Origin of the sequence: Candidatus Nitrosocosmicus franklandus (assembly GCF_900696045.1) — an archaeon.
GTDB lineage: Archaea > Thermoproteota > Nitrososphaeria > Nitrososphaerales > Nitrososphaeraceae > Nitrosocosmicus > Nitrosocosmicus franklandus_A.
In genome coordinates, this window is sequence record NZ_LR216287.1 from 99,101 (window position 1) to 111,434 (window position 12,334).

General features: G+C 35.9%; 11 protein-coding genes. 1 reads left to right on the forward strand and 10 read right to left on the reverse strand.

The features are described 5' to 3' along the window. Window positions 1-5: 5 nt before the first annotated feature. Both cofH and cofG read right to left on the reverse strand, forming a co-directional pair. Window positions 6-1,253: a 5-amino-6-(D-ribitylamino)uracil--L-tyrosine 4-hydroxyphenyl transferase CofH gene (gene cofH, locus NFRAN_RS00455; RefSeq protein WP_134482572.1), complete on the reverse strand. Its 1,248-nt coding sequence runs from the start codon at window positions 1,251-1,253 to the stop codon at window positions 6-8. After that, a complete protein-coding gene (cofG, locus tag NFRAN_RS00460) occupies window positions 1,243-2,487 on the reverse strand; it encodes a 7,8-didemethyl-8-hydroxy-5-deazariboflavin synthase CofG (protein ID WP_134482573.1) in 1,245 nt (414 codons plus the stop codon). The genes cofH and cofG overlap by 11 nt, the downstream gene beginning before the upstream one ends. Before the next feature lie 152 nt (window positions 2,488-2,639). Between cofG and NFRAN_RS00465 the strand changes: the two genes are divergently transcribed. Beyond that, complete coding sequence (locus NFRAN_RS00465; protein WP_134485533.1) at window positions 2,640-3,089, forward strand: cobalamin B12-binding domain-containing protein; 450 nt, start codon at window positions 2,640-2,642, stop codon at window positions 3,087-3,089. 41 nt (window positions 3,090-3,130) lie between these two features. Here the strand turns inward: NFRAN_RS00465 and ilvC are convergent, their stop codons facing one another. The 8 genes from ilvC to aroD form a co-directional block, all read right to left on the reverse strand. Further along, window positions 3,131-4,135, reverse strand: a complete 1,005-nt coding sequence (gene ilvC, locus NFRAN_RS00470; RefSeq protein WP_134482574.1) for a ketol-acid reductoisomerase — start codon at window positions 4,133-4,135, stop codon at window positions 3,131-3,133. 57 nt (window positions 4,136-4,192) lie between these two features. After that, window positions 4,193-5,191, reverse strand: coding sequence for a prephenate dehydrogenase/arogenate dehydrogenase family protein (locus NFRAN_RS00475; protein WP_134482575.1), 999 nt, complete (start codon window positions 5,189-5,191; stop codon window positions 4,193-4,195). A gap of 64 nt (window positions 5,192-5,255) precedes the next feature. After that, a complete protein-coding gene (locus NFRAN_RS00480) occupies window positions 5,256-6,803 on the reverse strand; it encodes an aminotransferase class I/II-fold pyridoxal phosphate-dependent enzyme (protein WP_172601996.1) in 1,548 nt (515 codons plus the stop codon). A gap of 13 nt (window positions 6,804-6,816) precedes the next feature. Further along, window positions 6,817-7,926, reverse strand: coding sequence for a chorismate synthase (gene aroC / locus NFRAN_RS00485; RefSeq protein ID WP_172601997.1), 1,110 nt, complete (start codon window positions 7,924-7,926; stop codon window positions 6,817-6,819). A gap of 84 nt (window positions 7,927-8,010) precedes the next feature. Next, window positions 8,011-9,411, reverse strand: coding sequence for a 3-phosphoshikimate 1-carboxyvinyltransferase (locus tag NFRAN_RS00490; RefSeq protein WP_134482578.1), 1,401 nt, complete (start codon window positions 9,409-9,411; stop codon window positions 8,011-8,013). 189 nt (window positions 9,412-9,600) lie between these two features. Next, a complete protein-coding gene (locus tag NFRAN_RS00495; RefSeq protein WP_134482579.1) occupies window positions 9,601-10,443 on the reverse strand; it encodes a shikimate kinase in 843 nt (280 codons plus the stop codon). A 1-nt stretch (window position 10,444) separates the two neighbouring features. Next, complete coding sequence (gene aroE / locus NFRAN_RS00500; protein WP_134482580.1) at window positions 10,445-11,347, reverse strand: shikimate dehydrogenase; 903 nt, start codon at window positions 11,345-11,347, stop codon at window positions 10,445-10,447. A 232-nt stretch (window positions 11,348-11,579) separates the two neighbouring features. Continuing rightward, entirely contained in the window at window positions 11,580-12,305 is a 726-nt protein-coding gene (gene aroD / locus NFRAN_RS00505) for a type I 3-dehydroquinate dehydratase (protein ID WP_134482581.1), read from the reverse strand. Between the last annotated feature and the right edge of the window lie 29 nt (window positions 12,306-12,334).

Below are 12,334 nucleotides of genomic sequence, written 5' to 3' on the forward strand. Positions count from 1 at the left end.
TTCTCCTACATTTTCTTGTATCTATATTCATTGAGTTTGATTAGTCGATGATAAGACCCAAAAATTTCTGGATCGATCTTATCCAATACACTTTCTTCTTGGCTTTCTTCAATAGCACTGAATTCTTTTATGATTTCGTATTTTGAAGATCTTTGTGCAGGAATTCTTCCGGTAGATCTAATTAATTTACGCATTTCTAATGGTCTCATAAATTGTCCATATTGTGAGCCCGCAGAAGTAGATATACTCTCATTTATCAAACAACCCCCCAAATCATTAACTCCTGTGCCTAAGAGTATTTGAGACAACTTTGGTCCTTCTTTAACCCATGATACCTGGATGTTATCAATACGGTTATTGAAAAATAAACGTGAAATAGAATGCATTTTCACTATTTCAATACCATCAGCTCCTTTCCTAAGTCCGCTAACTAGATTGTGTCCAGACATGGGTGCTTCGTTATGAATAAAACTTAAAGGAACAAATTCTGTAAAGTTACCTGTTTCTTTTTGAATATTTCTTATAATTTCAAGATGAGTTGCGATATTTTCATAATTTTCTATATGGCCATACATTATGGTCGAGGTGGTTGGAATATCTAGCTTATGTGCGGTTGTGATTACCTTAATCCAATCATCAACGCTGATCCTTCCTGGCGAAATTTTATTCCTAACCTCTTTTACCAATATTTCTGCAGAAGTTCCTGGTAAGCTTCCTAATCCGGCCTCCTTTAGCATTTTGAGATAATCCCTGACGGAAGTATTAGCCCGCACTGAACCATAGAGAATTTCCTCGGGTGAGAATGCATGAATATGAACATCAGGAACAACTTCTTTGATCGCTTTACAAATATTAACATATAACATTCCGTCCATGCTTGGAGGTAATCCTGCTTGAATACAAATCTCCGTCGCGCCTAAATCCCATGCTTCCTTGGCTCGTCTGACTATTTCATTAATTGGTAACATATATCCCTCCTCAGTTCGAAAGTCTCTGCTAAATGCACAAAAACCACACTGCTTGATACAAACATTTGTAAAATTGATATTTCGATTAATAACATATGTGACTAAATTTCCATTTTTCCTTGACCTCAATTCATCTGCTACTAGAGAAATCGCAAGAATGCTAGAACCTGATGATTCGAATAATCGAATAGCTTCTTTTAGACTTATTTCACTGTCGCTAAGTACTTTATTTAATATAGAACTTATTTCAGGGTCTATATTTCTAAATAACTCTTCAATACTCATTCTGAATGCTATCCTCTTTGACCAAACCGTAATTATCTACAAGTGGCTCTATATAGCCTTTAAGTGTGGGATGGATAAACTGGGTATTCAATTTGGGATCGACAATGTAATTGGGATACAAAGGTAATCTCGCGCGTAAGACGTAACCATTGTCCAAGGTTACTTTGCTTATTTCCCGTATAGTTGGCCAGGGACTTTCTGGATTTACATAATCAGGTGTTAGAGGAGAGATACCACCCCAATCATTTATTCCCGCGGTTAGATACCTTGAATAAATTTTTGGACTCAAATTTGGTGGTACTTGTATGTTTATATTCTCAAGAATAATTCTAGCAGATGCAATGCATCTCAAAAAATATTCTAATGTGGGAGACTTGGCATACTCCATTGGCGTACCTGCTTTTGGTATAAAATTTTGCATTATTACTTCTTGAATGTGACCGTACCTCTTGTTTATCTCATTAATTTTCAGCAACGAATCGATAACGTCCTCGAATGTTTCGCCTATTCCAATTAGAAGACCAGTAGTGATCGGGAATTTCAATTCCCCAGCTGACAAGAGAGACTTCAATCTTACCTTGGGAATCTTGCTTGGAGCAAATTCATGTGCTTCTCCCGTGCTCAGCAATCTTTCACTAGAACTTTCAAGCATCATACCAAGACTTGCGTTTGTTGGTTTTAACTTGGTCATTTCGCTCTTCGTAAGTGTACCTGCATTGGTATGGGGTAAGAGTCCAGTCTTTTTGAGTATCTTTTCGCCTAAATCAGCAATTAAATCCGTCAGATTTTTGTGTCCTAGGCTATTCAGCCATGCCTTTACTTGCGGGTATTTTGTTTCAGGTCTTTCACCAGTGACAATTAGAGCCTCAGTACAGCCTTTTCGACTGGCTGCTTCTGCTATCGCCAGCACTTGTGAAGGCGACAACATTATAGCATCAATATCCTGTGGCTCTTTTTTATATGTGCAATAAGAACAAGAATCCTTGCAAAGATTGATCAAATTTATAAAAACCTTCCTTGAGTATGTGATAACCTTGGAATCGAAAGTATGGTTGCTTCTTATCTGAGTAGCAAGATATTGCAAGAGACTCAAATCACAAGTTGACAAAAAATGTGCTAATTCATAACAATTATTTCTATACTTCATTTGCCATATTTTGTGTGTAATTTCTGATTCGTAATATTCTGAAGTAACTTGCTCGGAAACCCTATCAAGATTATTAGAAAGAGACATTTATGATGTTATATTAACTTCGTTGGATATACATTAAAGGATTGCTAAGGTTTATGTTTTTGATCCGTTAAATTTGTGGAAAGAAGTAATTTCAAAACTATATTATTTTGGTTTAAAATATTTTAATCCCTTGTCGTATAGTAATAATGAATATGGCTACCACATTGGCCAATAACACTGCTATTAAGGATGAAAACGTAGGGAATCCAACCAAGAGGATTCGAGTACTTGTTACTAAACTGGGATTAGATGGTCACGACCGGGGGGCACTGGTAATTTGCAGGGCACTGAGGGATGCAGGGATGGAGGTTATATATTCTGGGCTATTCTGTACGCCTGAACAAGTGGTGAAAACCGCGATTGAAGAAGATGTTGACGTGATAGCCATGAGTTTATTGAACGGTGCCCATTTGACTTTGTTTCCAAAGGTCTCTCGTTTATTGCGAGAGAAAAATGTAGAAGACATTTTATTGGTAGGGGGAGGTGTAATTCCAGAGTCTGACAAAGGCGAGTTGGAAAAGGCTGGCATTACAGGAAATTTCGGTCCAGGTACTTCATTAGACGAAATAATTAATCATATAATAAAAAATGTGAAAAGATAACATATTGTAAATATACAGTTATGAGGTGGTCATAATACTGCTCAAGTTATATTTTCTTTAGGCCACATCATTTTTCTCAAATCTTTTCCAACTTTTTCAATCTCATGATTTTCTAATTCTAATAACATTGTTTCGAAGGCACTCTTCTTGTCCTTTTTGTAATTTGTTACCCATTCATTAGCAAAGTGCCCCGATTGAATCTCCTCTAATACCTCTTTCATCTTTGATTTGGAACTTTGATCGATGACCCGTTTACCTCTAGTTAATCCACCATATCTTGCAGTTTCGCTGACCCGGTTATACATTCCCGTAATACCATACTTTTGGATCAGGTCTACGATCAGTTTTAATTCATGGAGACATTCGAAATATGCAATTTCTGGTTGATATCCAGCCTCTACAAGGGTTTCAAAAGATTTTAGAATCATTTGATGTACTCCTCCGCATAAATCGACTTGTTCTCCAAACCAATCCGTTTCGACCTCTTCTTTGAAAGTGGTTTCTAGTACCCCAGGTTTTGTGCTGCCGATTGATTTTGCTAGTGCCAGGACTTTATCCCAGGCTTTTTTGGTATAATCTTGATGAACTGCAACTAATGAAGGAGTACCAAATCCCTCCAAAAACAATTCTCTTACTCGCTGACCTGGTCCCTTAGGAGCAACCATAATTACATCGATATTTTGAGGGGGTTGAATCCACCTCCAATGAATTGCTGCACCGTGTGAAAAACTTATCGTTTTATTTTCGGTTAGATTAGGTGCTATTTCATTTTTGAAAGTAACCTCTTGCTCCATATCAGGGATCAATATATGGATCAATTCAGATTCTTTAACTGCATCATCGACTTTTAGAACTCGGTGACCTTCTGAAACTGCTTTTTCCCATGTCTTACCGTTTGGTCTTAATCCAACTGTAACGTTTAATCCCGAATCCTTCATATTAGAAGCTTGAGCAGCTCCTTGGATTCCATAACCTATTACAGCTATTTTGACATCCTTTAAGGGGTCCAACGATACCTGATCATCTAGCCATCTTCTTGTAGCCATATGTTAGGGGGTATTTAAATTCATATATGTTCTTATTGATTTTAGGAATCCCTCATATCAGAGAAATTTTTTGTTCTTATTTATAAAATTATACAATAGACGATAAGACTGTTCCAAGTCAACCTGCGAGGAAATTTCATTCTTTATTTCCGAAACGTAATTCTCTATATACCATTTATCCTTTTTTTCTAACTTTGATACTAAATCACTATAGCGCTTTCCGTACTTTTTTATGATTTCTAATGACTTGGGACTATCTAAAAAAAGCCCGTTAAACAACGAAGTATCATCCAATAGAATGCTTTCACTTAGTATGGATTGAACCTTGTATGAACTTCCGGATATTTGCTTTAGGAATTTGAATCTATCTTTACTATTTTGTGGAACGTATCTATCAATCGTATCAATCAATGTTCTTGAGAATATTAAATTCATAAAATAGATCAAACTAATCACCAATGATATTAATGCATCATGACTAACTGCATTATCCAACTTAATTATTTCATAAAGAGGAAACATCCTTTTCACTAACTTTGATTCTACTGACTCTAAAGATTTATCGAAGGGGATATGAAGAATAATATTACTATTTGAAGATATAAGAGCTCCTGGACCAAACATTGGATGTATAGAAATTAATTTCAGATCTTTCTTATAGTCACCCAAATACTTCTTAAATTTCCTATGAATTCGATTTTTTACTGAGGAAACCTCGACTACTATAGTTTCATCTCGAAAGGAATTTAATAATTTGTCCATTAGTTTAATGGTGATTTCTGTTGGAGTACAAAAAACCACGATATGTGATTCGCGTATGAAATCTGAAATTTGTGTTGACCTATAAACATTAGACTCATCAGAACCATCATCTTTGTCTAAAGTTTTTCTATCCACAAGAAATATTTTGTCAATTCCAAAATGCTCTTTGTCTGCATATGATATTTTTTCTTTCCTTTTAGAGTGAGAATTATAGAAAGTTCGCAGGTATTTGAAATAGCGAAAAAACCAATTGCCCATGCGTCCTCCAGCACCAATTATTAAAATATTATACAATAATTTCACCAAGAAGGTAGAAAATTTTACTCGATACCAAGTCGATTGTGAATCTCTATTTGTGTCATCTTTGTATATTTTCCATAGTCATTGCAATTATTTCTAGTCCTCTTTTGATCTTATCTGCATCAATACATGTTGATATGCGGATAAAATTGGAATAAATCGATCCAAATCCACTACCGGGTGCAACAGCTACACCATTGTCCAACAAACTACCAACAAGCTTCAGGTCCGTGATCTTTATATCATTTTTGATTTTGGCAAATACGTACATTGCGCCATCAGGAATTACATATTCGAATGGCAAATCTCTCAAACCATCACATACAAGTTCTATGCGATCCTTCATGATCCGACTATAGAGCTGCGGATCAGCATCAAGAGCAAGTGATGCACACCATTGCATAGGTTCTGCCACAGAGGTCAAAGCTAACGCTTGAATCTTCGTTAACTTTTCAATTACACGCTTATCCAATGAATATGTAAATCCAACTCTAAAACCGGTCATGGCAAATGTCTTTGAAAAGGAGTTTACCAATATTGCTTTATCATAACCAAAATTAATTATGCTTTCAAAAGGCTTGTATGCATAATTAGAGTACACCTCGTCACTCAGAATATATAAATTTGATCGTGAAGCTAGTGCTACTATTTTTTGTAAGGTTTCCTTTGAGAGAATTTTACCTGTTGGATTGTTTGGATAATTTAGGCAAAGTATCTTGGTATTGATATTAATTTGACTCTCTATCTCATTCAAATTAGGCTCCCAATTGTTTTCCAAATTAGATTTCACGATTCTCGTCTTTACTCCAAGATAGTTTGCACAATCCTGACATGCAGGCCATGCTGGTTCTATAACAATTATTTCGTCTCCTGGTCTTAGTAATGATGAAAAAGTACCAAAAATTCCAAATCTCCCTCCAGGAGTTATAACGATATTTTGGGGATTTACAGTAAATTCATATATGTTGTTGTTTGTTCTCTGGGTTAAGAAAGTAGTTAGGTAACTTGCCAATCGTTCACGAAGATCTGTAATTCCTATAGTTTTTGTATAATGGTATTTACCTTCGTCATATATCTTTGCTAGCTCATGTCTAATCTCTACAGGTGGAGGAAAATCCGGTTCCCCCACTTCCATATGTATAATTTTTTTTCCTTCAGCCTCCAATACCTTGGCAAAATTAAAGACATCAAGATGTGATTTAATCTGAGGTCTTGAAATTTGATTAATGTCGGTCAATAGGTTCCTCTTGATCGGTTCATGCAGAAGTTGCTTGCTTGCTTGCAATTCATGTGTATTCTCGTTAACAGTTCTTAGTTCATGTAATTTTTTTTGTCTTTCATTTTCTTGAATCCTTACAGCCTCAGTTATTAACAAATTAATTATTCTTCCTGTGAATTCTGGATCAAGGTTAAGGCTTTTGGAATTGCCCAGTACATGAGTCTTTATATCCAATTCAGCTTTATCATCCACAATTTCCAAGTCCAGGATTGTTTTAATTTCTCCAATTTTTTTGGCAATCTCCATCCTATGGCTAATCAAACCCAAAATCTGGTTAGTGATTTCCTTCATATCGTTTCTTAGCTTTTCTACATCATCGAGCGACATTTTCATTAATCACCTACCTCAAAACTCGAGGAATTAAGTTAGCCTTCATACAACTATCTAAAAGTATAATTCCAGTAACACTGTCAACAACTGGAGGTGCCCGTGGGACTACACAAGGGTCGTGTCTACCAGTAACTAGTAGATCCGATTCTGACCTTTCTTTGAGATTTACTGTTTTCTGTAGTTTAGGAATTGATGCAGCAGGTTTAAAGGCAACTCTAAATACTAAAGGCATTCCATCGGTTATTCCGCCTAAAATTCCACCCGAATTATTAGACTTTGTCCTAATGGAGCCATCTTGACTATCTATAAAAAAAGAATCATTATTTGTCGATCCTCTATATGTTGAGCCTTTAAAACCACTTCCGAATTCAACTCCTTTTACAGCAGGGATGCTAAACAATCCACTTGAAATTTCTGACTCAATTGACTCAAAAATAGGTTCTCCCACACCTGCGGGTACCCCACTAACAATACATTCTATTACTCCTCCAAGTGAGTCGCCATCTCTTCTTGCTGCCAGTATTTCTTCTTTCATTTTGCGTGACACTTCTGAATTAGGACAACGGACATCATTTGTATACCTATTAGAAGCAAGTATATCGAGTGGAATATTTCGAGTATCCAACTCTACATTCCCAATCGACTTTGTATAACTTATTATATCTATATTTAAATAATTCTTTAAAATTTTCAACGCAATTGCACCTCCCATTACAAGGGTTGCAGTCAACCGCCCAGAAAACCTACCACTTCCTCTATAATCGTTAAAGCCGCCATACTTTACATATCCAGTGTAATCTGCATGTCCGGGTCTTGGTTTGGTTCTGAATTCCTTGTATGAAGATGAGTCTGAATCTGTATTCCATATTATCATACATATAGGAGCTCCCGTCGTGTAACCTTCAAAAACTCCGGATAAGATACTAACGGCATCGGCTTCTTTCCTCTGTGTAGTGATGCTGGATTGACCAGGTTTTCTGAGATCAAGCATCGGTTGAATATCCTCCTCAGATAATTTCAATCCAGCAGGGCATCCATCAACTACAGCTCCAATACATTTGCCATGACTCTCTCCAAAACTCAGCAAAGTAAAATTATGACCAAGTATGTTAGATGGCATTATCTAAAGCATCTCCGCAAGTCTGTTATATTATTATTCTCAAAGTAGACCAGATTTAGAAGATTATCGATTGACCATAATACTTTAGCTCGTTCCTACAGTTTGAATATCAGCACCCACCCTTTTTAGATCACTAACAAATTGAGGGTACGAAACATCTACAGATTCTGCGCCGTCTACAGATGAATTTTCTGTTGCTAGACCTGCTATAGTAAATGCCATAAATAACCTATGATCCTTAAAGGATTCAATAGATGCACCTCTGATCTGTTGCGGTGGCTTTATTATTATTGAATCTTCTTTTTCGACAATATATGCACCAAATCTTCTTAGCTGTGAGGCGATGTTAGCGACTCTGTCAGTTTCCTTGTACCTAGCATGTGATATGCCATGAATATGAGTTTCACCTTTTGCAACTAAGGATAGAATCGCCAAAACCGGCAAAAGATCAGGTGTCTTCCTAAGGTCAAAAATTCCCCCTTGTAATTTGGAATTACCCTCTACATTTAAACTACCTCTTAATCTATCTATGGTTACTTGACAGCCCATTTTTCTCAATATATCAATTATGGCCATATCGCCCTGTGGCATATCAAAATTTAAACCCTTTATTGTCAGATTCCCTTTTGTTAAAATAGCCGCTGCCATCAGCAGTGATGCCGTAGAAAAGTCACCTGGAACATCAAAATCCTTTGCTTTGTAAACAAGATTAGGAGGAACTATATATTCTTCTGTAACTACATTAGCGATTTTTGGACTTTCCATTTCTGTAATTGCTTCAGCAAAATTTTCGGAAATTGAATAGTTTATTTCGTTTATGATATCTACTCCAAAGTATTTCATAATATGAATAGTTGATTCAATGTATGGTTTTGAAACTTGATTCCCTAATACTTGAATGGTAGTACCTTTCTTAGAGAAAATGCTAGATAATAATAATGAAGAAATAAATTGGCTGGAAATTTGTCCACTAATCTGAGTTATACCCCCTTCTATGCCCCCACCCTTGACAATGACGGGAGGAAAATAATTTGAATTAGTTGAAAAACAGGTAACACCTAATTGATTTAACGCTTTAATTAAGTCACCCATAGGTCTCCTTCTTAAACTATCATCACCTGTCAACACACTGTACCCATCAGATACGAGTGCACATACAGAAGTTAACAGTCTAATGGTTGTACCTGAATTATCTGATTGCAAAACATCATTAGGAGTGATAAAACCACAACTACCTCCTTCACTGGTTACGGTAACATTCTTAAGATTATGTGATAAAACATCGTCTCTTTTACCCACAATATTGACTCCCAACATCCTGCAGCAATTTATCGTAGCATTAGTGTCCCTGGAAATTAATATATTGTTAAGGTTTGATTTACCTGCAGCAAGACTTGAAATGACTAATGCTCTGTGTGTATAGCTTTTACTTGGCGGACATTGAATTTCTCCTTCTAAACTTGATTTCTTTACCTTGATTTTCATCCTTACATCCTATCTAACTGCGATTTCTTTCACTAACTAGTATCAAAAAATAATTGGAAATATGCAATTCTTATTTTTTTGATATTTGGGTTTATAAGTACTTTGCTTCTATTATGTCATGCCAGAAAGCTACAAACCAACCAAATTTAAACAACCCAAAGCGAATCAGATTCAAGGTTTTAATGATTGCTAAATTACTTTTGACTTGTGATTATTTGTATTGGTATGTATTATTTTTCCGTTGAATTTTTCTAATGAATTCTTTAAATTTTGTGCATTGTCCTTATGGACAACGGCTGCAATAGCAGGCCCATTTCCTGAGTAACTCACCCCTAGACAATTATTTTCCAAAGCTTTGAGTAAGGGTAAATAATTATTGTAGAGAACTGAGTTGATAACAACTCCGTTTAGATTCATAGCTTTCCAGTAGTCCCCTCTCAATGCCAATCTAAAAGCATGGTGAAAGAGCTCCTTGTGATAAGACAGGTATTTAACCTCGCCTCGAGCCACTCCTGAAGGCAGAAAAATTATTACGTCCAAATCTCTATTTACCGGATCTCTCCTTATCAATCTCTTATAGTAATTATCAGTCAATACCAACCCCCCGTAGTAACAACCGCATGCATCATCATAGGCACCGGTAATGCTTACCCCTGACCATAGCGATGCGTTTACCGCAGTTTTTAAAACTGACCGATCATATATCTCGTCATTCAAGAGTTTGTGACATGCAAGTGATACTGCATTTGATACGGCACTAGAACTTTTTAGGCCCCAACCTGCTGGTATTTCAGAAATTAAATTAATGGAAATGAAATGATTTTTAAGTACGTTACTAGGTAGAATCGATCTAATTATTCTATTGACCAACTTGTCGTTTGCAAAATTTCTAGAGATTCCTGCATGTCCGGGTTCCAAAGAAATTTTAACAGTAACTTTTAAAGATATTCCTAGTGTTGAACCCTTGCCCGTAGCAATTGCATTTACTATAGAAACCGCTCCATACATTGTCGCTGTTGCAGATAAAGCCATTTTACTGCGGTTCTCCGAAAATCCCAAATAATGCTTTTTTCATGATCTCCTTTGGTGCTTTCAATCCCGTCCACAATTCAAATGCCTTATATCCCTGAGAGAGTAACATTTCATACCCAAATATTATCTGAGATCCAGCAATTTTAGCATTGTAAATCAGGTCTGTAGTAATCGGTTTGTACACAATATCAAAAACGGTTGTATTTTTAGAAATGAAGTCTGGCGTTATAGGACTCTTTTCTCCATGGAGTCCTATGGATGTGGTGTTAAGAATTAAATTTGAATTCTTACTAACTTTGGCCAAATTACTCGAATCTTCAATATCAAAAGGAATGCAATTTAACCCCAAGTTCCTTCCTAGTTGGATAACTTGATTTAGTCTATCCTGGTTTCTATTGAATATACTAATCGTACCGATGCTGTTTTTTTTTCTTGCTAGTCCTACAAGGGCGGCTCTGCAAGAACCCCCAGCTCCAAGAATTAATACCTCAAGTCCTTCAAAATTAGATATTTTTTTTTCCAATGGTTCCATTATTCCATCGATATCAGTGTTATATCCAACTAGCATTCCCTTCTCATTTTTGACTGTATTAACAGAATTGGCTAGTGCTGCCTCATCGCTCAATTTGTCCAATAGTCTTGTAATTTCAACCTTGTGTGGAATAGTAACGTTAAATCCTGCTATGCCTATTCTCCTCATTGCTTGAACGGAATCTTCAAGCTCTTCCGCAGGAACCCTAAACGCAATGTAGGAATAATTAAGTTGCATGTAACTGAAGGATGCATTATGTATTAGTGGAGATAAAGAATGTTCTATAGGATTTCCTATGATGCAAAATGTTTTGGATTTAATATCATCATCCACCTTAATTAGAGTTGAAGAATCCTTTTCCGCGCTACTCATTGATGCAAAACATCTTAACCTTTACTGTATTTATTCCAATTTGAATACTTTTTCTTATCAAATTCAACAATAAGTGTGGGCACCTCTTCACTTTGATGACTCGCAGTAAAGTGACGTCTCTATTAGGAGAATAATATAGACTGGTCGTGTTAATCAAAAGAAAGTCAGTCACCTTTTCATACAATGCTCTGCTTATATTTTGATGGAGTTTCGTATCCTGTCCAGTCAAAATTTACATAAGTTTAGAATCAAATAATTCCTTAAAAATTATCATTTGATCTATTGATAATTGGCCAGGAGCAACTGCGGCACCCAATGATGCATAAGTGAATGGAGCATTACCAGTTACTGAACACAAAATCCTACTAATAATGCCTAGTTCACCCATTGAAAAGGCAATCAAATTTATATTCGTATTAATACATTGATATAATTTGAGCATCGTAATTGAGTCATCAATGGTTTTGGCAGTAGTAACAATTTTTATGTATGGGCTATAAACACTCATTTCGGTAACTAACCTAATCAACTCTTCTAAGGAAGGAGTTTTTGCAAAATCATGCCACGAGATCAAGGTTCGAACATCGCTATTTTCAACCATATCGGCTACTTTATCGTTATTTGAAACAAGATTATACTCAACATCAACAAAAAGGGGTTTTGCGTCCATTAATTTTCGCAAAAGAGCGATTCGGTGATGCTCATCTTTACCGAATTTTCCACCTTCGTTTTCAGGTCTTAGTGTATACACACTTTGATTCTTGTATTTTGACAAAAGGTTCAAGTAATTATCAATTTTCCCAAAATTCTTTACAAAATCAAATCTGCATTCAATCAAATCGGCACCCTTCTGAATTGCCTTTTCTATTTCATATAATGGTAATTCTAATTCATTGGTCTCCTTGTTTTGGTCGTCAATCATAGGAATAGAGACACAAATTTTTCTAACCTTTGACAATAAGTTAGAAATGTTATTCGTAATTATAA

What these genes read in the sequence shown, in the direction of transcription:
- cofH (WP_134482572.1), bottom strand. Translation starts at nt 1,253, where the DNA reads ATGAGTATTGAAGAGTTATTTAGAAATATAGACCCTGAAATAAGTTCT.
- cofG (WP_134482573.1), bottom strand. Translation starts at nt 2,487, where the DNA reads ATGTCTCTTTCTAATAATCTTGATAGGGTTTCCGAGCAAGTTACTTCA.
- NFRAN_RS00465 (WP_134485533.1), top strand. Translation starts at nt 2,640, where the DNA reads ATGGCTACCACATTGGCCAATAACACTGCTATTAAGGATGAAAACGTA.
- ilvC (WP_134482574.1), bottom strand. Translation starts at nt 4,135, where the DNA reads ATGGCTACAAGAAGATGGCTAGATGATCAGGTATCGTTGGACCCCTTA.
- NFRAN_RS00480 (WP_172601996.1), bottom strand. Translation starts at nt 6,803, where the DNA reads ATGTCGCTCGATGATGTAGAAAAGCTAAGAAACGATATGAAGGAAATC.
- aroC (WP_172601997.1), bottom strand. Translation starts at nt 7,926, where the DNA reads ATGCCATCTAACATACTTGGTCATAATTTTACTTTGCTGAGTTTTGGA.
- NFRAN_RS00490 (WP_134482578.1), bottom strand. Translation starts at nt 9,411, where the DNA reads ATGAAAATCAAGGTAAAGAAATCAAGTTTAGAAGGAGAAATTCAATGT.
- NFRAN_RS00495 (WP_134482579.1), bottom strand. Translation starts at nt 10,443, where the DNA reads ATGGCTTTATCTGCAACAGCGACAATGTATGGAGCGGTTTCTATAGTA.
- aroE (WP_134482580.1), bottom strand. Translation starts at nt 11,347, where the DNA reads ATGAGTAGCGCGGAAAAGGATTCTTCAACTCTAATTAAGGTGGATGAT.